This is a genomic window from Burkholderia sp. GW821-FHT14F03 (genome assembly GCF_058803765.1).
The window spans coordinates 154,570-174,319 of record NZ_JBXAPG010000010.1; the positions used below are offsets into that span (position 1 = coordinate 154,570).

Annotated in this window: 15 protein-coding genes; 2 read left to right on the plus strand and 13 right to left on the minus strand. The window is 67.8% G+C overall.

The features are described 5' to 3' along the window. Nucleotides 1-2,942: SPM autocatalytic domain-containing protein (locus tag AC1RQF_RS09385; protein WP_492871863.1), on the minus strand; the 2,942-nt coding region annotated here is incomplete at its 3' end. Between the two features lie 19 nt (nt 2,943-2,961). Continuing rightward, the gene (locus tag AC1RQF_RS09390) at nt 2,962-3,627 is read right to left on the minus strand and encodes a hypothetical protein (protein WP_492871864.1); all 666 of its coding nucleotides are present in this window, start codon (nt 3,625-3,627) and stop codon (nt 2,962-2,964) included. Between the two features lie 652 nt (nt 3,628-4,279). On the opposite strand from AC1RQF_RS09390, the gene AC1RQF_RS09395 reads away from it, so the two are divergent. Then, nucleotides 4,280-5,110: a lectin OAA family protein gene (locus tag AC1RQF_RS09395; protein WP_492871865.1), complete on the plus strand. Its 831-nt coding sequence runs from the start codon at nt 4,280-4,282 to the stop codon at nt 5,108-5,110. Nucleotides 5,111-5,343: 233 nt separating this feature from the next. Here the strand turns inward: AC1RQF_RS09395 and sctC are convergent, their stop codons facing one another. From sctC to AC1RQF_RS09445, 10 genes are all read right to left on the minus strand, one after another. Further along, nucleotides 5,344-7,146, minus strand: a complete 1,803-nt coding sequence (gene sctC, locus AC1RQF_RS09400) for a type III secretion system outer membrane ring subunit SctC (protein ID WP_492871866.1) — start codon at nt 7,144-7,146, stop codon at nt 5,344-5,346. Nucleotides 7,147-7,255: 109 nt separating this feature from the next. Next, nucleotides 7,256-8,920, minus strand: coding sequence for a shufflon system plasmid conjugative transfer pilus tip adhesin PilV (gene pilV, locus AC1RQF_RS09405; protein ID WP_492871868.1), 1,665 nt, complete (start codon nt 8,918-8,920; stop codon nt 7,256-7,258). Then, nucleotides 8,920-9,402, minus strand: coding sequence for a type IV pilus biogenesis protein PilM (pilM, locus tag AC1RQF_RS09410; RefSeq protein WP_492871869.1), 483 nt, complete (start codon nt 9,400-9,402; stop codon nt 8,920-8,922). Before pilM ends, pilV begins: the two co-directional genes overlap by 1 nt. Nucleotides 9,403-9,432: 30 nt before the next feature. Then, the gene (locus AC1RQF_RS09415; protein WP_273996328.1) at nt 9,433-9,984 is read right to left on the minus strand and encodes a type 4 pilus major pilin; all 552 of its coding nucleotides are present in this window, start codon (nt 9,982-9,984) and stop codon (nt 9,433-9,435) included. A gap of 36 nt (nt 9,985-10,020) precedes the next feature. Continuing rightward, entirely contained in the window at nt 10,021-11,097 is a 1,077-nt protein-coding gene (locus AC1RQF_RS09420; RefSeq protein ID WP_492871870.1) for a type II secretion system F family protein, read from the minus strand. Beyond that, nucleotides 11,087-12,655, minus strand: coding sequence for a GspE/PulE family protein (locus AC1RQF_RS09425; RefSeq protein WP_492871871.1), 1,569 nt, complete (start codon nt 12,653-12,655; stop codon nt 11,087-11,089). Before AC1RQF_RS09425 ends, AC1RQF_RS09420 begins: the two co-directional genes overlap by 11 nt. Then, the gene (pilP, locus tag AC1RQF_RS09430; protein ID WP_443111445.1) at nt 12,652-13,155 is read right to left on the minus strand and encodes a type IV pilus biogenesis protein PilP; all 504 of its coding nucleotides are present in this window, start codon (nt 13,153-13,155) and stop codon (nt 12,652-12,654) included. Before pilP ends, AC1RQF_RS09425 begins: the two co-directional genes overlap by 4 nt. Then, a complete protein-coding gene (pilO2, locus tag AC1RQF_RS09435) occupies nt 13,145-14,440 on the minus strand; it encodes a type 4b pilus protein PilO2 (RefSeq protein ID WP_273996331.1) in 1,296 nt (431 codons plus the stop codon). The genes pilP and pilO2 overlap by 11 nt, the downstream gene beginning before the upstream one ends. Continuing rightward, nucleotides 14,437-16,170: a PilN family type IVB pilus formation outer membrane protein gene (gene pilN / locus AC1RQF_RS09440; RefSeq protein ID WP_273996332.1), complete on the minus strand. Its 1,734-nt coding sequence runs from the start codon at nt 16,168-16,170 to the stop codon at nt 14,437-14,439. The genes pilO2 and pilN overlap by 4 nt, the downstream gene beginning before the upstream one ends. Further along, the gene (locus AC1RQF_RS09445) at nt 16,170-16,667 is read right to left on the minus strand and encodes a toxin co-regulated pilus biosynthesis Q family protein (protein WP_273996333.1); all 498 of its coding nucleotides are present in this window, start codon (nt 16,665-16,667) and stop codon (nt 16,170-16,172) included. The genes pilN and AC1RQF_RS09445 overlap by 1 nt, the downstream gene beginning before the upstream one ends. 300 nt (nt 16,668-16,967) lie before the next feature. Between AC1RQF_RS09445 and AC1RQF_RS09450 the strand changes: the two genes are divergently transcribed. Then, on the plus strand, nt 16,968-18,074 hold the full coding sequence (locus AC1RQF_RS09450; RefSeq protein ID WP_273996334.1) for a type IV pilus twitching motility protein PilT: 1,107 nt from the start codon (nt 16,968-16,970) through the stop codon (nt 18,072-18,074). Between the two features lie 174 nt (nt 18,075-18,248). On the opposite strand, the gene AC1RQF_RS09455 is transcribed toward AC1RQF_RS09450, so the two are convergent. After that, nucleotides 18,249-19,739, minus strand: coding sequence for a secretion protein (locus tag AC1RQF_RS09455; protein ID WP_492871874.1), 1,491 nt, complete (start codon nt 19,737-19,739; stop codon nt 18,249-18,251). Nucleotides 19,740-19,750 lie beyond the last annotated feature (11 nt).

A 19,750-nucleotide genomic window follows, 5' to 3' on the forward strand; every position in this document is an offset into this window, starting at 1 on the left:
CCGACGATCCGGTTGTTCACGCCCTGCAAACCGTTCAGGTACTGGTTGCCCGCGCTCGTATCCGTGAACACCAGTTGATCCGTGACCGTCGCGTAGTTCCAGTTCGTGCCGTCGGCGAACACGATCGCCGGCCGGCTCGCTGCCTGGCTGAAGTAGCCGGTGATCTTCAGCTGGTCGCCGTCGCCGAAGCTCAGGATCAGGTTGTTCTGCAAGTCGCGCGTGACCTGCGTGCCCGCCGCCGTGATGCCCGCGCCCAATTGCACGACATCCTGGTTCGCGCCGCCCGTCTTGTTCGGCGTCTCGTTCAGCGTCACCAGCCCCAATCCCTTGCTGACGATGAACGTATCGATACCCGCGCCGGCGTTCAGCGTGTTGTTCCTGGCCGCCGTGATCGTGTCGTTCAGGTTGCCGGCATTGAGGGTGTCGCCCGTCGCGCCGACGATCCGGTTGTTCACGCCCTGCAAGCCGCTCAAGTACTGGTTGCCTGCGCTGAGGTCCGTGAACACCAGCCGGTCGGTCACCGACGTGTAATCCCAGGTCGCGCCGTCCGCGAACGCGATCGTCGGCTGGTTCGACGCGCTCGAGAAATAGCCGCGGATCGTCAGTTGCCGCTCGCCGCCGAACGCCAGCACGAGATTATTCGACGTATCGCGCAGCACCCGCGTCTGCGCGCTCGACAGCCCCGCGCCGATCCGCACCGTATCCTGGTTGCGGCCGCCCGTCTTCCAAGCTTCCACCAGCGTCACCTTGCCGATCGTCTCCGACAGCACGAAGGTATTGCGCCCCGCGCCGGCCGCCAGGGTCTCGTCCCCCGCGCCCGCCACCAGCGTGTCGTCGCCGGACCCCGCCTGCAGCGCGGCCCCGGCGATGCCGACGAGCAGGTTGTCGACACCGTTGCGGCCGCTCACGGACAGATGCGCCGCATCCGCGACGATCACGTTCGCGCCCAGCCCCGCCAGCGCGCGCGGGAATCCCGGCTGGTTCCAGTCACCCTGCGACGTCAGGGCCGTGCGCACCGCGCTGCCCCATGCGTCGTCGTTCTTCAGCGCATTGCCGAGATCGCCGATCAGCGTGGCGAAGCCCGCCGGGTCCTGCGCACAGGCCTGCTTCAGCGACGCCACCAGCGCCGACACATCGACCTGCGGCAGGCCATTGGCGCCGACCGACACCCGCACCTGCGCATACAGGTCCTTCAGCTCGGTCTGGGCGAGCAGCTGCGCCGCGACGGCCTGGGACAGCTGGTCGAACGCGGACGACAGCAGGTCCGCGCCCGCGTGACGCGGGTTCGGGTCCGCGCCCTGTCCGTAGTTGACCGCGTAACGCTGGCCGAGGAACGCTTCGAGCGTCTCGATCTTGCGCGCGTCGATCACGTGGTGATAGATGTTGTTGTCGCGACCGTCCGGATCGTGCTGCGCGACGCCGGCCCAGGTGTACAGCAGCGTGGTCAGGATCTGCGTGCGCTGCGCCGGGTCCTTCGTGCCCAGGAACGCCTGGACCAGCGACTGCAGCTGGCCGCTCGCGTCGAGCGCCATCGCGGCGCGCAGGCTGTGCACGTTGCCGAAGCCCGGCACGTCGGGCAGCGCGGCGATCGCGGCGCTGACGGGGACGTTCGTGAGATTGACGGTGCGCGCGGTGTCGACGTTCAGCCAGACGTCCTCCATCGTATGCGTGCGGCCGTCCGCGGTCGTGAACGAACCGATCGCGAGGTGCAGGTTGCCGTTCGCATCCTTCACGTTCTCGCCGGTATGGGCGAGCGAGACCGACGTGATGCCCAGTTCCGCGAGCGTCTTCAGTTCGCCCGTCTCGACCTTGCCGTCGCTGTTCGCATCGACCCACACGCGCAGCTGGTTGTAGGCCGCGTCCTTGGCGTCGATCACGCCGTCGCCGTTCGCATCGAGCGACCCGAGCGCCGTGAATCCGGCGTCGGCCGCCGCGGCCGTATTGGTGCCGGCGTTGCCGATCAACTCATTGCCGACGATCTGGCCGTCGCCGTTCTTGTCCCACACGAGGATGCCCTCGTCGGGCGTCACCCAGGCGGTCTGCTGCGCGAAGCCCGTGCCGTTGTAGTCAAAGTGCACGCCCGCGCCGATCCCGATCGTCTTCACGCCGTTGCCGGACAGGTCGAGCACGAGCGGGTCCATCGGCTGCAACGCGGAATGGAACATCTCCTGTAAACGGGAGATCAGCCCGCTCATGTCCGGCGTCGCGCCGCGCACCAGATCCTCCAGCTTCATGCCTGTCTGCTTCAGCACCTTCTCGGCCGCGCTCAGCCGATCCGAGAACTGCGACTTGATGTACTCGCCCAGCGTCATGTGCGCGGCGACGGCTTCCCTGCTCAGGTCCGACATCATCTGGTTGAAGCTGCGATCGAGCACGTTCCAGGCGGCCTGGCTCGTGCCGTAGGTCGCGAGCAGCACTTTCTCGAAATCGACGCGGGTCTGCTGGTCGTCGATGAACTGGTTCGCGAAGTTCACGACGCTCATGTTGTACTCGACGTCCTTCGGATTCAGGATCGGCAGCGACGTGCCCTGGTAGCCGGTCGGATTCATGCCGGCGGCCTGCAGCGCGGTCCAGGTGAAGTTGATGCAGTTGTTCGACAGGCCGTTGTAGGTGTTCGCATCGAAACCGAACTTGCCCGGCTCGCTGCCGTATGCGAGCAGCGTGCCGTACTGGTCCGCGCTGATCGTGTAGGTCTTGGTCACGATGCTCGGGCCGCCCGTCGTCGCGTTCTCGTCGAGATAGGTGCTGTTGTCGTTGCGGTACACCTTCCCCGGCGCGAACGGCTGGCCGTTGTAATCGTCGCTCGGAGCAAAGCCGAACGAAGCGGGATCCTTGCCGCTGCCGTCGTCGATCGAATACCACATGTGTCCGGTCGGCGATGCCGCGCCATTCGACTCCCGGGTCATGGGCGCGGACATATGGATGGTGATGGAATATGTCATGCAGCAATCCTATTTTTGATTATTTGGAATGGTGAGAACGCGACAACAGGAAATACACGCCAACCCCTTCGGCCTTGAATTCGGGGTGGCGCACGAGCGTATCGAGCACGATGGCGTAATGCCGGCCATCGACGAGCCCATTCAGTTCGCCGAGAATGACATCGACGTCGAGCCGGCTCCAACCCTCGCAAATCGATTGCGTTTCATGGGTATCGCTGATCAACGTCGGCGTGCGCGCGCCCAGTGCATACACGCGCACGCGCAACGGCACCGGGCTGCTGCGGCGCGCCGCGTCCGCGCCGCAGCCGATCGCATCCAGCCCGCGAACGCGCCGGGCATCGTCCGGATAGGAGAACGCGAGCTTCATGGTGGAGATTCCGTTCGCGACGAAATCGGGAATGATGTGCCGGCTGCCCGCGACATCGGCGTCGAGCCTGATCCAGAAAGGCGCTTGCAGCGATTCGCCCGAGGCGGGCGTCCACGGCGCCTTCGCATCGCCGCGCGGCTGATAGATCGTCTCCGCGTTCAGGTGCGGAACATGGCATGCCGACAGCACGAGCGCGGCGATGACGAGCGGACGCAAGCGCTGTGTCATGAAGAATTTCGCCAATATCCACCGCATAAGGAAAAAATGCCGCGCGCGGGCTGAACGCAGCGCATTTGGCGTGGCAAACCAAGGTCTCATCGGGAATAGGCGTCTATTCGGGCTGGTCTAATAAAAACGGACAATTACATTTTTATTACGGATTTCCCTGCGATCTCGCTCGTTACGGCATATTACCAAATATCGATTTATGCGACTGATTGGTTCAAGGGTTTCTTATTGCTGAGCAAGCGGAATAACCCAATGCCCGATCCGGTCAACGATGGCCGTTCCGTTTGTCATTCGCCGCGACAATCGCGTGGGGCCGCACGCGCCTCGCGTCATTGCCATCCGCACGACAGATCGGATGACCGCAGCGCTGTGGACCGGTTCAATCGTCGAGGTTTCCTCTACATCCATCGGGGAACCGGTTCGAACGGACCGCTTTCACGCCATGCGCATCGGCGGATGTGACTCACATCAAGATAGATCGCATGCCTACATGTTCTAGTAGTTGTTAGGATTGCTATCGCACTCTAGTTTTCATGGGCGAGTCGCGCGGCCCTTCGCACCCAGCGCCTGATCGGCGCGAACCGCCGACGCAATGCGACTCGATCGTCCGAGCGATTCCGCGATCACCGGCCGCCGTCGTCCGGAGGCCATGTGTCGCGCGACAACGGCAACCGTGCGCGGGATCGTTCTTTGCACGTGGGCTGACTTCCCACGCTAGCCGCACTATCCATGGAGAATAAAAATGGCCAATACCAGCAAGGGTTTCAACAATCTTCAACACGTGCAGAACCAATGGGGCGGCGCATCGGCGTCGTGGAACGAAGGCGGCATGTGGGTGCTCGGATGCCGCTCCGGCCAGAACGTCGTGGCGCTCGACATCAAGTCCGGAGACGGCGGACGCACGTTCACCGGCACCATGACCTATGCCGGCGAAGGCAAGATCGGCTTCCGCGCGACGCTCACGCAAAGCAACACCTACCAGGTCGAGAACCAGTGGGGAGGCAACACGGCGCCCTGGCATCCGGGCGGCACGTGGGTCATCGGCGGCCGCACCAAACAGAACGTGGTCGCGCTCAACATCGAGTCCGGCGACAAGGGCGTCACGCTCGCGGGCTCCATGACCTATGCCGGCGAAGGCCCCATCGGCTTCAAGAGCCAGCAGGCCGACGGCGGCGTCTACGCGGTCGAGAACCAGTGGGGCGGATCAGCCGCGCAATGGCATAACGGCGGCGTCTGGGTGATCGGCGCACGCGACCAGGCCGCCGTCGCGGTGAGCATCGGGTCGACCGACAACGGCAAGACGCTGAACGGCAACATGACCTATGCCGGCGAAGGCCCGATCGGCTTCAAGGGAACCCTGGCCACCGGCAACAACTACGCGGTCCAGAACCAGTGGGGCGGCACGTCCGCGCCGTGGCAGCCGGGCGGCACCTGGCTGCTCGGCTGCCGCGCGGGCCAGCAGGTCGTGGAGCTTTACATCACCTCCGGCGACGGCGGCAAGACGTTCCACGGCAGCATGACCTACAGCGGCGAAGGCCCGATCGCCTTCCGCGCCACGGCCTTGACGCAGTAAGCGCGTCCCGGCGCCTCACCGCGCCGGGAGGAAGGTCCCGCCCGCCGCGCGCCGCGGCGGGCGGGACGCCGCGGAAAGCCCGCGCTTCGTCATGCGGCGGCGCGCCGCCGCATGTTCCATCCTTGCCGCGCCTCTCTGCGTCGGCTTGTCCGCCCGACCGGCGCGCATCGCCGTTCCGGATCGTCGGGACCGCTGCCCGTTGCGCGCGGGCACGATGTCATCACCACGTTCAATCACGGCTCGATCACCCGCGGCGACACCAGAAACAGCCGCTCGGTGTGGCTATCCTGCTTGTCCGTCGAGCGGAACAGCGCGCCGATGAGCGGCAGTTTCGACAGCAGCGGCACGCCGGCCAGCATGCTCGAACGCGAATCGACCTTGTAGCCCGCGATCAGCAGCGCCTGCCCCTGCTCGATGAAGGCCTGCGTGCTGATCTCGCTCGAATTGATCACCGGAATGTTGTCGACGGTGCGCGACGACAGCTCGCCGTCCACGATCCGCACGTCGAGCTTGATCTGCGTGCGCCCGCCTTCCTCGATCACCATCGGCAGCACGCGCAGCGATACCCCCGTCGAGATCCCGTACAGATCCGCCGACGTATACCCCGCCACCCGCACGAAGAACTGGGTCTTGTTGTCCATCACCGCCTCGATGTTGTCGAGCGTCGTCACCTTCGGGCTCGCGTCGGTGCGCGCCTGATTGGTCGATTCGAGCGCGTTGATGCGGGTCAGCAGGTAGCGCCCGGCGTCGCCGAGCACGGCGGTCAGCGACAGGCCGAGCGGCGTCGCCCCCACGCTCGCGCCGCCCCCGCTGCCGCTGCCCGACAGCGAGATCGAGCCGAAGGTCGGATTCAGCGAGCCGTTCGCGTAGCTGTTCTGCGCGGTCGTGCCGGTGCCGGTCTGGATGTCGAGGTGGCTGTTGTGCGCGCGCCAGTCGATGCCGAGCTGGCGCAGCGCGCCCTCGTCGATCTCGATGATGTGCGCCTCGATCTCGATCAGGCGGGGCTTCACGTCGAGCAGCGTGATCAGGTCCGGATACTGCGACATCCGCTCCGGCAAGTCGCGCACGAGGATCGAGTTGGTGCGCGGGTCCGCCTGGATCACCGGCAGTTCCGACGGGCCGCCGGTGTTGGCCGGCGCCCCCGCGCCGCCGCCCGGGTCACCAGCCGGCGCGCCCGGCGGCAGCTCGGCCGGCGCACGCGCGTTGCCCACGCCCGCGAGCATGGCCGCGAAGCCGCCGGACGCGCGCGGGTCGCCGCCCGAGCCCGCGCCCGCCTGCATGGAAGGCGGCAGCGGCGGCAAAGGCGTCCCGCCGCTTTGTCCGCCGCCGAGATCGGTCATGGGCGCGGCGCGGCCGATCGGCCGGCCGACCGTGGTCTGCGAGCCGGACTTGCCGCTCTCGGGGTGGTACATGTGGTTCAGCAGCGAGGCGACGCCCGGCATCGACACGGTCTTGCCGTCGACGCTCACGTCGCGATCGGCGGCCCATGCGTGCTTCAGCGAAAACACGCGGATCACCGCACCGCCCGTGCGGACGGCGTTCTCGTCGAGCCGCGCGGCGACGCTCGACACCAGTTCGACATAGCGCGGCGGCCCCGCGACGAGCGCGGTGCGCTGCTGCGGGCTGTAGGCAATCGGATAGCGCGGGTCGGCCACCTTCATCTGTTCGAGCAGGTCGCGCAGGTCGCCGGTGGTCGCATGGTCGAGCTTGAGCAGCGTGCTCTTCATGCTGTTCGCGGGCGTGACGTACAGCACCGTGCCGTCGAAGTACCAGACGAAGCCGAACGAGGAGGCGAGCGTTTCGAGGAATTTCTGCGGCGGCATCTTCATCTTGCCGCTCACGACGCCGCTCACGTCGGGCGCGATGTTCGCGGCGATGTTCTGGCTCGCGGCGAAGTCGCGCAGCACGTCCTTCACGTCCTTGCCTTCCGCCGCGTACTGGATCTCGGGGCTGCGCCAGCGTACCGGCGCGGCATCGGCGGGCGCGCTCGCGAGCGCGGCGAGCAGGGACAGCAAAACGGGAATCTTGGCCTTCATGGGTCGGTCCGGAGGGCGGGCGCGGCCGGCGGGCCGACGCTCTGTGATAGGAACCCTCGCAGTAGACCGCAGCCGCGCGCGCGGGGTGGCGCGCGCGGCGAAGCGCCGTTCAATAGAACGAATTGATGGTCCAGCCGGTGACGAGCGGCGTTTGCAGGAACGTCCTCTTGCTGTTGCAGTAGGTGGATTGCCACGGCGTCGCGTCCTGGTCGTACGTCGCCCAGTTGCTCGACAGCACGACCTTGTAGCCGTTCCCCGGCTCGGCCGCCTGGTTCAGCGTGACGTTGATCGTCGACGAATCATCGATCAGCTTCGTCGACTGCGCCTCGTTGCTCGCGATGACCGCGTTGTTGCGCTTGTCGACGATCTGGACGATGAGGCGCATCTGCCCCTGCCGGCCCGTCTTGTTGCAGAGCGCGTAGGCCATGTGCATATACGCGCTCACGGAGATCAGGCCGTTGTTGTTGAGTGTCACCGGGCGTTCGATGACGTAGGTGTAGGTGCCGTCTTCGGAATGCGATACGTAGGGAGACGTATAGGGGCCGGTGAAGACATCCGGGCAGGAGAAGTCGCTCGCGCCATAGGTGACCATGAGGATCGAGCAGCTTTTGTCGGTGCTGCCGATCTTGATGCCCGACTGCGGCAGCCATTTGCCGTCCTGGCAGGTGAGCAGCTGGCCGTCCGCGCCCATCGACACCTGACCGGCGTTCTTCCGGGCAGGGTCCGGCGAGCACGAGGTGTTCACCACGACCTTGCCGGTGATCTCCAGCATGTTCGCTGCGATGATGCCGGGCACGATCAGGTTGCCGTCCTGGTCGATCGCGAGCGCCTGCCATCCCTGGCCGGTCCAGGAATAGGCGCGGTAGGTATCGAGAGTCAGGCGTACGTCGCCAACCCTATTGGTCGCGTCGTTCGGCAATTGGCTCGCGTCCGCCACGGGATCCTTCCAGTAGCCGCCTACACTTCGCCAGTAACCCGCGCGGCAGCTGACCACGGTGCCGTCCGCGTCCGCTGCGATCTTGCCGTTCGTGAAGCCGCCCGTCGTGCCGCAATTTTCCTGGTCGGGTTGACCAAGTTTGGCCGTGACCGACAGCCAGATCGGCGTGGTCATCTGGTTCACTTCCGGATGACCGGCGATCTTGCCGCGATACAGGTAATCGTTGTTGACCAGTTGCCCCGGCCCATTGAAAAAAATCTCGTTCGCCAAGTGGCCCGCACCGGGCCGGCCGCAGTTTTGCACCACGCCGGCGCCCATGAACGTGCCGAGATTGACGATCCAGTTGCCGTAGGCGCCGCGCGCCTCGGCGGGATTGGACGCCGCGACTGAGCCGCCGCCCGCGCCGGAGCCGGCCGCGATCGGTCCCAAATCGACGTCCCGGATGGCTTCGCCGCCGTTGGTCACGACGAGCGCATCGAGTCCCGGACCATTCGCGGCTTTCCTGATCAGCACGCAGGTCGACTGGCCGTACGGATTCAACGGCTGCAATCCCGGTGGCAGATCACCACTCGCCTGCAGCGAGGCGAGACTCATAACCACGGGCAGCTTCGCGTTGGCCTGCTGCATCCAGGCTTCGTAATCGCGCTTGAGCGCGCGGGTCGCCGCACCCGTCACCTGTTCCTGGTACTTCGCGGCCTGCTGCGCGCGTACGTCGTCGATCGACGTGTCCATCATCGTGGCAATGCCGATCAGCATGATCGCCGCCACCGCGAGCGCGCCCAGCACCTCGATCAGTGTGAAGCCGCGCGCGCGGCGACGCATCGTTCCATATCGCATCAGTATGCTTGTCCCATCCAGACCGGCAGGCCGTCTGCGATCCTCACGCCGGCCGGAAACCATATGCTTTTCGCCGACGGAGTTCCATTCGCGAATCCCGAGTGCACGACCGTGCCCTGGTACGCCTGCCCCGCGAGCAGCGAGCCCTGCGCGAGCGTTTCGATCTCGCCGACGATGTTGACGGGCGGGCGCGTCGCCGCGTAGGTGACCACCGTGCCGTTCGCGATGTAGTTGCGCCAGAGCGGGTTCACGTTCCGGTACCAGGCGGGAAACTGCGGTGCAAGCTGGGCATTGCTGACCGCACGGTTCGTGCCGGGATGCTGGCGCGCATAGTCGAGCGTCGCCTGTCGGTACACGGCGAGATTCTCGGCGAGCGCCTGCGCGACTTGCTGCGGCGGCAACGATGTGGAATCGTCGCCGTGCAGCGTCGTGTAGACGCCGCCGAGCGCGGCGAGGATCAGGACGATGGCGAGGGCGTACATGGGTGCGGCTGTTTGAGCAGTACTGCCGTGTTAGTTCGACGTCCAGGTAACAGTCGCGTTATCGGTACAGTTCGCTGTCGCATCATCGGGTGAAACTGGATAAGGCAATGCTTTTGTACCAATCGATGCAGACTGCCAGTTTCCACCTGCAGTCAGCGTATTGATGCACACGTCCCGTGGCACTTTCGTATAGACCACCGTGAAAGTCTGTCCCACTCCGGTTACGGTGACGGTCCCTCCCCATGTGTTCGAAACCACGTTTTGCGCAGCCGGCGTCAACGTTCCCGGAAACACCTTTGCCGCGATCAAATTCGCGTTCATCGGCACCTTCCCATAGTCATTCATCTGCCCCATATAAAGCTTCCGCGTCCCCGTCTGGATCGCATTCAGCTCCTGCGTCAACTTGTTCGTATTCGCACTCGAAAACGCCGACCCCAGCAGCGCGATCGCGCCGACGATCACGATCGCGGCCACGCCGAGATACGCGATGCTTTCCAGCAGCGACGCGCCACGCTGCTTGTGGTGACGGCGGCAAAAAGCCGGCTCATGCCGAAAGGCGGCGGGTGCGGCGAGTTCTTTCACGTTGGTTCTCCTGGTTTCCAAAAATGCGCGCTGTCATCAATGCATCGCGCGTGTCATCGAAGCAATTTCCTGCTGTATTCCGAAAAAGCCCATCACGAGCCAGCCGATCACGAGCGCCAGCACGACGATCGCCGCGCCGTTGAGCACGCGCATCTGCGCCGCGATCCGCGTGACGCCCTCTTCCAGCCACTCGTCGGCGAGCGTCTTGAGCGCCGCGTCGAAGCCGCCGTACTCCGCGTAGATGCACAGATCCTCGACGATCTCCCGCGACGGAAACTCATAGCCGGTATGCCGCAACGCTTCCCCGGCGTTGAGCCCCGACTTCACGCCGAGCAGGGTGTCGTCGATCCGTTCCCGCAGCCACGGCCCCGAGATCGCGCCGATCTTCAGCAGCGCGCGCTCGACCGTCACGCCCGCGCCCTGCAACGCCGCGAACGCGATCAAAAAACCGCTGCCCGCCACCAGCCGGTAGATCGAATACGGCGGCACGCGATCCGCGTACAGCCGCAGCGACCCGCGCCAGCGCGGCAGCGACATCGCGAGCCCCACGCCGGCCGCGATCATCAGCGCCACGACCAGCAGCATCCAGTCCTGCACGAACCCCGACATCACATACAGCGAGCGCGCGGCCCCATGCCAGTGGGTCGGATCCGCGATCGTCGCGAACTTCGGAATCACGCGCGTCCCGAAAAGATACAGATACCCGAGCACCATCACCAGCAGCCCGACCGGATATGCGACGCCGCTCGTGATCGCGCCGCGGATGCGCCGCGCGGACAGCACGATGTCGGTCACCGATTCGAGCGCGGCCTCGAGCCGCCCCGCCTGCTCCCCCGCCGAGACGATCATCTGCTCGGTCGCGGGCACCCAGGTCTCCATCGCCTCGGACAGCATCCGGCCGTTCTGCACCGCGAGCCGCCACTCGGACAGCACGATCGCGATCGGCTCGTTCGGCTTGCGCCCCTCATGCGACGCGCGCCACTCCAGTTCTTCCAGCACCTTCAAAAGCGGCAGCCCGTTGCCGAGCATCTTCGCGATCTTCCGGTAGATCCGCAGCCGCTCGTCGGCGTTCAGGCACACCCGCGCCCAGCGCCGGTTCAGCTCAAGTGCCATAGCTGAACCCGACCAGCGCCAGCTGCTGGCGCGCCTCGTTCGTCACCGGCGCGAGCGCGCCGATCACGCGTTCGACGCCGCGTGGATCGACGAGCCCCGCCGCGATCTTGCGCAAGGCATGCTCGGCCAGCGTCACGCCGCCCAGCGTGCCGGTCCAGTACTCGTGCGCGCCGACCTTGTCGCCCTCGCGCAGGTACTCGAACAGCCGCGCATCCGGCAGCACGACCTCCGCCACCACCGTGCGGCCGATCGTGCCGAGCCCGCGACACGCGTCGCAGCCGTCGCCCGCGACGCACACCTCCTGCAGGCGGCCGTCGAGCGCCTGCCGCACCCGCCCGAGCAGCCCCGGCTCCAGCGCGTCGGGCCGCTCGCCGAGCCGCACCTTGCAATGCGGGCACAGCAGCTTCACGAGACGCTGGCTGATCAACCCGGACACCACCGTGTGATCGGTGACCATGCGCGCCGGCAAGCCGAGATCGATCAGGCGGTCCGCGATCGCGAGCGCGCTGTTCGCATGCACCGTCGTCCAGACCTGGTGCCCCGTCATCGAGGCGCGCAGCGCGGTCTGGCCCGACGCGCGATCGCGGATCTCGCCGATCATGATCGTGTCCGGATCGAGCCGCATCGCATTGGTGATCGCGGCGGCGAACGCGGTCGCGCGCGCCTCCTCGCTCTGCGCATTGGCGACGGGCGTCTGCACCGCGCCGCTGATCGGATACTCGATCGGATCCTCGACCGTGATCACATGCAGGCTGCCGTGCGATTCGTCGATCTGCGCGGCCAGCATCCGCTGCAAGGTGGTCGATTTCCCCGACCCGGTCGGCCCGCTGATGATGTTCATCCCATGCGGCTGCGTGCGCAGCGCATCGAACGCAGCGATGTGCTCCGGCGCGAAGCCGAGCGCGGCCAGATCGGTCGCGTCGCCCGCGTCGTTGTACAGCAGCCGCAGCACCATCAGGTTGCCGTCGCTCGTCGGCGTGGTCGCGATCCGCACGCCGTACAGGTCGTCCGGCAGCTTGTCGCGGTCGCCGATGCTCGCGTCCTGACGCTCGCTGGGCCGGTAGCTGTTGTCCGACACGGTCGTCATCGCGCCATACAGCGTCGCGAGCAGCCGCTCGCCATGCTCGCGCGTGTGCTCGTTGACCCGCGTCAGCTCGTTGTGGATCCGGAAGAACACTTCCGTGCTGAAACGCCGCACGCGCAGGTGGATGTCGGAAGCCCGCTCGCGGCATGCCCGGGCGATCAGCTCCTTCGCCAGCACCTGCATCACCGTGTGATCGAGCCGCTCGCCGCCCGTCGTGCTCTGCCGGTACGCGTCGCGCACCTGCAGCATCGTCACGGGCGTGGGCCGGTACGGCCGCCCCATGCGGTCGAGCCGCGCGCGGTACGACAGCACGAACGGGTTCTTCTCGTGGCCTTCGGCGATCAGCAGGCGACCGTCGTCGATCAGGCAGACGAACTTGCGCTCCTCGACGCTCGCGGCGAAATCGCCGGCCTCGCTGACGGCGCGCGGCTCACGCCCGCGCGCGCCGCCCGACAATGACGGGGCCTCGTTCATGATCCGCTCGCCGACAGGGCGGGCAGCGGCGGCGCGAGCGACGCATCGCGCGGCAGCGGCGCGCCGACGCCCGCCGCCCCCGCCGAGGCGGTCGACAGCCGGTAGGTGCGGCCGCCGTTCGACACCACCACGGCGCCCGGCTCGATCGCCGTCACGCGGCCGCCGCCCGGCAGTTGGTCGCCGCGCTGCACCTCGAATTCCGCGCCGCCGTTGATGCGCAGCGTCGCGAAGCGGCGCGCGCCGACGCCCTCGATCGCGGTCACCGCGAGCTGCGCGCCCTGCCCGATGCCGCGCGCGCGCGCCAGCTGCGCGGCCCGCTCGGTCACCTGCTGCTCGGTTTCGAGCTTCTTCAGTTGCGCCTGCAACAACACCGTCTCGCTCTGCAGCTGCGTGAGCCGCGCGGCGGTGTCGCCGTCGTCGGCCGGCGCGGCGCACGCGGCGCTCGCCATGAGCATCGCGCACCCTGCGCCGAGCCACCGGATCTGACCGCTATTTCGCATAGAGCACCCCTTCGACAGTCCACTGATTGTTCTGATACGCGATGCGCCGCACGCGCAGCCCCGGCACCGCGACCGCCTGCATGAAATCGGCCGGCGCGAGCCCGCCGAGGCTCGCGTTGAGGCGGTAGGCGCGCCATCCGCGCAGCGTCGCCGAGGGCGCGTCGAGCGGCCCCAGCGTCACCGTTTCCCCCGGCAGCAAATCGAGTTTAGCGACGGCGTCGAGCATTTGTAGCCGCGACAGAAGTTGCGTCCTCGCAGACGAATCTTCGTCGAGCGGCGTCTCGCCCGTGGCCGTCAGCGCGAGCGGCATCTCGAGCGTCGCATGCTCGCCGTCGGTGTCGATGACCGCCCCGGGTTCCGCCGCGAGCAGGTAGCGCACGTTCGAGCCGTTGCGCGTCCACGCGTAACGGACCGTGTCCGTCGTGCATTCGTAGTGGTCGAGCTGCCAGCCGCCGGGCGAGAGCCGGCCGAAGCGCGCGGCGCACGCGCGCGCGAACGCGCGCACGTCGGGCTGATTGGCCCACGGATGCGCGAGCTGCACGCCGCTCGCCTGGCGCGCGGCCAGTTCGGCGCGCGTGCGTTCGAGCGCCGCCTCCTGTTCGCGCGCCTCGCGCTGGGCGCGATAGTGCAGGTAGCCCAGCACGCCGCCCACCGTCGCGCACGCGAGCACGGCGGCGATCAGCGCGGTGCGCGGCGACAGCCGCCGCTCGATCGGCCGCAGCGCCCACCAGCGTTCGGTGCGCGGCCGGCCGCCGCGGCGCGGCAGCAGATCCTCGATCCGCTTCGGCTGGAAATTCTGGAAGCCCTGCCGTTCGAGCTCCGGCTCGCCGATCACGACGTTCCAGCCGCCCCACGCGTAATCGGTATGCAGCCGCTCCAGCGCTTCCTCGCGGCTGCCGATCCAGTCGCCGTTCGGCACGAACGCGTGGTCGCGCACCGCGAAGTAGGCCCAGCGTCCGTCCGGCAGCGCGAATGCGCCGAGCCAGTTCGGCGCGGGCTGGCGCCGGCCGTTGTAGAACGCGCCCTCGATCGCGATCGCGCGCGACACCATCGCGCCCAGCGACAGGTGCCCCGCCGCGAAGCCGTCGCGCGTGTGCGCGTAGCCGGCCGCCGCGACGCCGCGGTCGATCCGCAGCACCATCAGGTCGAACTTCAGCTTGCGCGCAAGCTCGGCCGCCTCGGCGCGCCACTCGTTGCGGCGCGACAGCGACTGCCAGAACAGCCCGCCGACGAAGCGCTGGCGGCCGATCTGCACCACCTGGGCGCGGCCTGCCTCCTCCGTCACGCGCCGCCTCGCTGCGTCACCGGCGTGATCAGGATCACGATCGCCTCGCGGCTGCGCTGCGCATCGTAGCCGCCGCCCAGCGCGATCATCTCCGGCGTGCCGACGCCCTGGCGGTTCAGGTTGTCGTTGGTGCCTTCATAGCCGCTGATCACGAGCGTCTCGCCCGACTTCATCGAGACGCGCTGCAGGAAGTTGCGCGTGTCGACTTCCGGCGTCTGGATCTTCATCGCGTTGCTCGCGTCGCTGCTCGACACATCCTTCAGGCGCAGCAGCGACGAGATGTTGGTCGAGAACTGCAGCATCACCGTGCCGTCGTCGAGCACGTGCGGCAGCAGCGTCATGTTGAAGCCCGTCGTCACGGTGCCCGGCGTGAGCGCGGTCGACGAACCGACGTTCGCGGTATTGGTGGTCGAGATCTGCGCGAGATAGCCGGTCTGGGTCGCGACCTGCACCGGCACCGGCTGGTTGTTCAGCGTGGTCACCGACGCCGAGGTCTTGCGCCGCACCTTGCCCTGCTGCGACAGCGCCGTGATCAGCAGCTTGGTGCCGTTGAAACGGCTCGTCGGGCTCAGCACGGCCGCGGACATCGCGGTGTGCGCGGCCGTCACGCCGCTCGAGAACGTATTGGTGATGCCGAAGCTCGCCGACAAGGTCTTGTAGACCACCGACCAGTCGATGCCGTAGGCATCCTCGGCCGACAGCGTCACGCTGAGCACGGTCACGTTGAGCAGCACCTGGCGCGACAGCGCGAGGTTCTGCTGGTTCATGAAGGAGGCGACGCGTTCGAGCACGTCGGGCGTGTCGGTCACCGAGATCGAGCCGGTCGCGGGCGACGCGACCGAGCTGCCGTAGCGCGACAGCATCGACTGGATCGCGCTCTGCAAGCCGTTGAACACCGACAGCTGCGACGCGACCGCCGTGTTCGCGGTGTTGTTCGCGGTCAGGCCCGGCGTGCTGACCGCGCCGCCGCTGCCGCCCGAACCCGAGCCGCCGCTGCCGCCGCTCGACCCGCTGTCGCTCGTCGCCCCGCTCACGACCGACGCGTTCAGCGACGAATCGCCGGGAATCGCGTTGACCTGGAACGTGCGGGTGTCGGTATAGAAGAAGCGGATCACGCCGTCGTCGTACTTCCAGTACACGCCGAAGCGCGCGCAGGCCGCATCGAGCAGGCCGCGCAGCGTGCCGCCCGAATACAGCACGCGCACCGGCGCGAACGCGGTCGCGCCGCCGCCGCCGTCGCCGCCGGCCGGTCGCGCGCCGCCGCCCGCGGGCATGCCCGGCGGCAGCGGCGGCACCGAGCGCTCGCCCGATGCGTTCAGCAGCGTGGGCGGCCCCGCCGCGCCCGCGTCCGCGCCGCCGCCCTGCGAACGGGCGGCGGCCTGCATCGCGCTCGCCGCGACCTGGGTGCGGATCTGCGTGAGCCGCGTGATCTGCGCGGCGAACTCGGACAGTGAGGACACCGCGCGATCGAACGAGGCGGGTTCGTCGAACAAGGGCGGCAGCGTCGTGTCGTTGCGCAGCTTGACCGTGCCCGCCGACACCCACAGCCCGTCGTCGACGACCACGGGCGGCAGCGCATGCACGCGGCTGTCGCCATCGGCCGCGCGCCGCATCAGCGCCGTCGATTCATCGTCCGCGCGCTGCACGTCCTGGTCGATATGCTGGCGAAGGCCGGTGCAGCCGGCCAGCAACGCCGCGCCCAGCAGGGAAATTCCGAACAGAAGGCGCATCAGCCCGCTCCTTGCGCGACGACGCGCAACACATGATTGCCACGATAGAGAATCGCCTGGATCGGCGTGGAGGTCCGGCCGAGGCTCGCGACGAGCGCCTGCAGCACGTCTTCGAACGAGCCGTGCAGCGTGGCCTGCGCATCGATGCTGAAGTCGACGGGCGCATCCCAGACGAGCTGCCATCCGGCGCTGCGCGACCAGCGCGTCAGCACGCCGCGGATGGTGCCGTCGGAGGCGCGCACGTCCCAGGCGGGCAGCGGCGCGCTGGGCGCGGCCGGCGCGGCTGCGACGGGCGACGCGGCCGGCGCGGCCGTGGTCGCGACCGGCCACGGCGTCGCCGCGGCGGCGTCCGCCGTCAGCGGTGCGTGGTCGAAATGATCCGGCGCCCCCGCGCCGGACGGATCCCCCTTGAGCGGCAAGCTGCTTGCCGCGCAATGGGTTGCGAAGAGCGCGGCCGCGAAATACGCGGCCGCGGCGGCCGTGGCGCCCTGCATCATGATTCCCTCGTGACTAGACCACACCCTTGCGCCGCCCGCCGACGCCGGACAATGTCCGACCGTTCGGATTTCGGGCCCCCGGGGCGCCGCGCCAGCCATGTCCGGTATCCCGGTCCGGGGATTACCGATGCCTTACATAATGGGCGCGCGTGTGAATTCGTTTTATTTAAATCATTATGGCGCGGCAAATATACCCCGAACAGTTTGACAAAAGCTAGTTGGCGTGCAAAATTCAGTAGACCATTCAATTTTTTCACCCGCCGCGCGCGCAATGCGCCGCTCAATCCGATCGAAATAAAGATGAACCAGCCTGCCGCTGCCGCACCGCTTCGCGATCTCGCGGGTGAAGTGCTCGGCCTGATCGACCTCAAGCAGATGTTCACCGACATCCATATCGAACAGGACCGTCCGGTCACGATCAAGACGCCGCGCGGCTGGATCGAGACCAGCGACGAACCGGTGCTGTTCGACGAGATGCGCCCGCTCCTCGACGCGATCGACGAGCACTGGGAAGCCGCGCTCGCCCGCGGCACGCTCGACCGCCCGTTCGTGCTGACCCGCTGCCGGCTGCGCTGCCACGTGTACCGGGCGGGCGGCGGCCGCAAGATCGTGATCTCCATGCGCCGCCTGCCGCTCACGCCGCTGCCGCTCGACGAGCTGGGCCTGCCCGGCTACGTGCGCTCGATGCTCGACAACACCAAGGGCATCATCCTCGTCACCGGGCCCACCGGCTCGGGCAAGACGACCACGATCGCGTCGCTGCTGGAGCATGTGAACGCCACCCGCAACACCCACATCGTCACCATCGAGGAGCCGATCGAATACTATCTGGAGCGCCGCCAGTCGATCATCTCGCAGCGCGAAGTGCCGACCGATACCCCGAATTTCCCGCTGGGCCTGCGCGAGGCGCTGCGCCAGAAGCCGGACGTGGTGATGGTGGGCGAGGTGCGCGACGCCGAGACGGCGGACACGCTGCTGCAGGCGGGCGAGTCGGGCCACCTCGTGCTCGCCACCATGCACACGGGCAGCGCGGTCAGCGCGCTCAACAAGCTGCTGTCGTTCTTCCCGTCCGAGCAGCGCGACCGGCACGCGGTCGCGCTCGCGGAATCGCTGATCGGCATCGTCTGCCAGGGCCTCGTGCCGAGCGCGGACGGCGAGAGCCTGGTGCTCGCGAGCGAACTGCTGTTCAACAACAACAACCAGGTCGCCAAGCTGATCGCGGATCCGGCCAAGCTCCATCTCGTCAACGAATTCCTGCGCCGGCGCGAGGACAACATGTCGCGCGCGCTCAACGAGGATCTCGCCGCGCATGTCGCGCGCGGGCGGATCACGCACAAGGACGCGCTGCGCGCGAGCTACAACCGCATTGAGTTAAATGAAATGATGCAATCGATTGTTTCGAGATGAATCGAATCGGCGTGACAATCCTGATTTCCCGTATCACACTAAAATTCGAAAAAAACTCGATAAACAGGCTCGCTTCGATATTGATCAATTCGCCTCGAACATTCAAATCGGCGGGTTTTTATCCGTGAGCTAATTCGGACACCGATCGCATTTAAATCATGAATGCGATTTACATCAATTAGCGATCAGGCGGGTCTGGTTCAGGAAGCCGAGGTCGCCGCGCGAGGCCACGCGGGTGGGCGTGGGAACGGGCTTGAGGGGCGCGCGCAGGGATGACGCGGGCGCAGCGGCGCGAGCGACGGCCACGGCGACAGGCAGCGTGGTGACCGGCAGCGTGGCGGCGCCCGGCGTGGCGGCGCCTCCTGCCGCAGCCGCTGTCACGACGCCCGGCGTAGCGACGCCCGGCGTGACGACGCCCGGCGTAACGACGCCCGGCGAAACCAGCACCACCCGGCTCGCATCGCGCGTGCCCGGCAGCGTCAGCACCGCGCACGCGCCCGGCGCGAGCGTCGCGGCGAGCGAGGTGTCGCGCGCATCGCCGTCCGCCTGCCCCACCCAGCGTTCGACCATCCGCATGTCGAGTGCGAGCTGATTCGGCTCGGCGGCCTCGCGCGGCGTGATGCGCATCGCGAAGCCGGCGCGCCGCGCATTCAACGCGCGCCCATCGGTCGCGACGTAACTGCGCTGCTGCTGCTCGAAGTCGGCGCTGCCGTCGGGCACGGTCAGCGTGGAGCGCTCGACGTCGACCCTCGCCTCGCCGTGCGCGGCCAGCCGCGCCAACCGCGCGCGCAGCGCCGCGCACCCAGCCGGCTCCACCGTCACGCGCGGCGCGGCGGTATCCGAACCAGCGCGCAGGCCGAGCGCAGCGAATGCCCCCGACTGCATCGACGCGCCGAACACGTCCAGGCGCAACGCGGTCGGCATGGTGTCGAGCCGGGCCAACAGCCGTGCATCGGCGTCGAGCCGGGACGGCACGTCGCGGATCAGCACGGTGTTCGAGCGCGCATCCGCATCGATGATCGGCAGCGCGGTGGTGAATTCAACGAGGTCCGGCAGCGCTCGCGGACGCGCGCCGTCCTGCTCCAGTCTGCGCCGCAACTGAGAGGCGAGACCCGGCAGCACGGTCTCGCCCGTCGCGCCGCGCACGGTGCGATCAGCCGCGTCGCGCGCGCGCAGCCGCACCGCGCGCGTCGCGGTCCGCACCCTCGCCTGCGCGGCCTGGTCCAGCGCGCGCGCCGCGGCCAGCACGAGCTCCACATAGCGGGACGGGCCCGCGATCCGCGCGATGCGCGTCGCGTCATCGATCCCGGGCGGCCAGCGCGGATCGACGATCTTCTGCCGCGCGAGCGCCGCGCGCAGCTCGGCGGGCGTCGCGTAGTTGAGCCGCACGGCCACGCGCCGGAACGCGGCGGGCGGCGTCAGTTGCAGCACCGCGCCGTCGTAGTACCACGCAAGACCGCAGGCGGCGGCGACGGCTTCGACGAAGCGCTGCGGCGGCAGCGCGCCGGGCGGATCGAAGCGGCACGACGCGGCCGCGCCGGCCTCGATCGCCACGCCGGTGACGCGCGCGAGCACCTGCAACGCGTCGGCCGCATGCGCGCCGCGCGGCGCGTCGAAGCGCTGCGCGGGCCACGCCACCGGCACCGCGCCGGCCGGGCCGGCCAGCGCGCCGACGA

What these genes read in the sequence shown, in the direction of transcription:
- AC1RQF_RS09390 (WP_492871864.1), bottom strand. Translation starts at nt 3,627, where the DNA reads ATGAGACCTTGGTTTGCCACGCCAAATGCGCTGCGTTCAGCCCGCGCG.
- AC1RQF_RS09395 (WP_492871865.1), top strand. Translation starts at nt 4,280, where the DNA reads ATGGCCAATACCAGCAAGGGTTTCAACAATCTTCAACACGTGCAGAAC.
- sctC (WP_492871866.1), bottom strand. Translation starts at nt 7,146, where the DNA reads ATGAAGGCCAAGATTCCCGTTTTGCTGTCCCTGCTCGCCGCGCTCGCG.
- pilV (WP_492871868.1), bottom strand. Translation starts at nt 8,920, where the DNA reads ATGCGATATGGAACGATGCGTCGCCGCGCGCGCGGCTTCACACTGATC.
- pilM (WP_492871869.1), bottom strand. Translation starts at nt 9,402, where the DNA reads ATGTACGCCCTCGCCATCGTCCTGATCCTCGCCGCGCTCGGCGGCGTC.
- AC1RQF_RS09420 (WP_492871870.1), bottom strand. Translation starts at nt 11,097, where the DNA reads ATGGCACTTGAGCTGAACCGGCGCTGGGCGCGGGTGTGCCTGAACGCC.
- AC1RQF_RS09425 (WP_492871871.1), bottom strand. Translation starts at nt 12,655, where the DNA reads ATGAACGAGGCCCCGTCATTGTCGGGCGGCGCGCGCGGGCGTGAGCCG.
- pilP (WP_443111445.1), bottom strand. Translation starts at nt 13,155, where the DNA reads ATGCGAAATAGCGGTCAGATCCGGTGGCTCGGCGCAGGGTGCGCGATG.
- pilN (WP_273996332.1), bottom strand. Translation starts at nt 16,170, where the DNA reads ATGCGCCTTCTGTTCGGAATTTCCCTGCTGGGCGCGGCGTTGCTGGCC.
- AC1RQF_RS09445 (WP_273996333.1), bottom strand. Translation starts at nt 16,667, where the DNA reads ATGATGCAGGGCGCCACGGCCGCCGCGGCCGCGTATTTCGCGGCCGCG.
- AC1RQF_RS09450 (WP_273996334.1), top strand. Translation starts at nt 16,968, where the DNA reads ATGAACCAGCCTGCCGCTGCCGCACCGCTTCGCGATCTCGCGGGTGAA.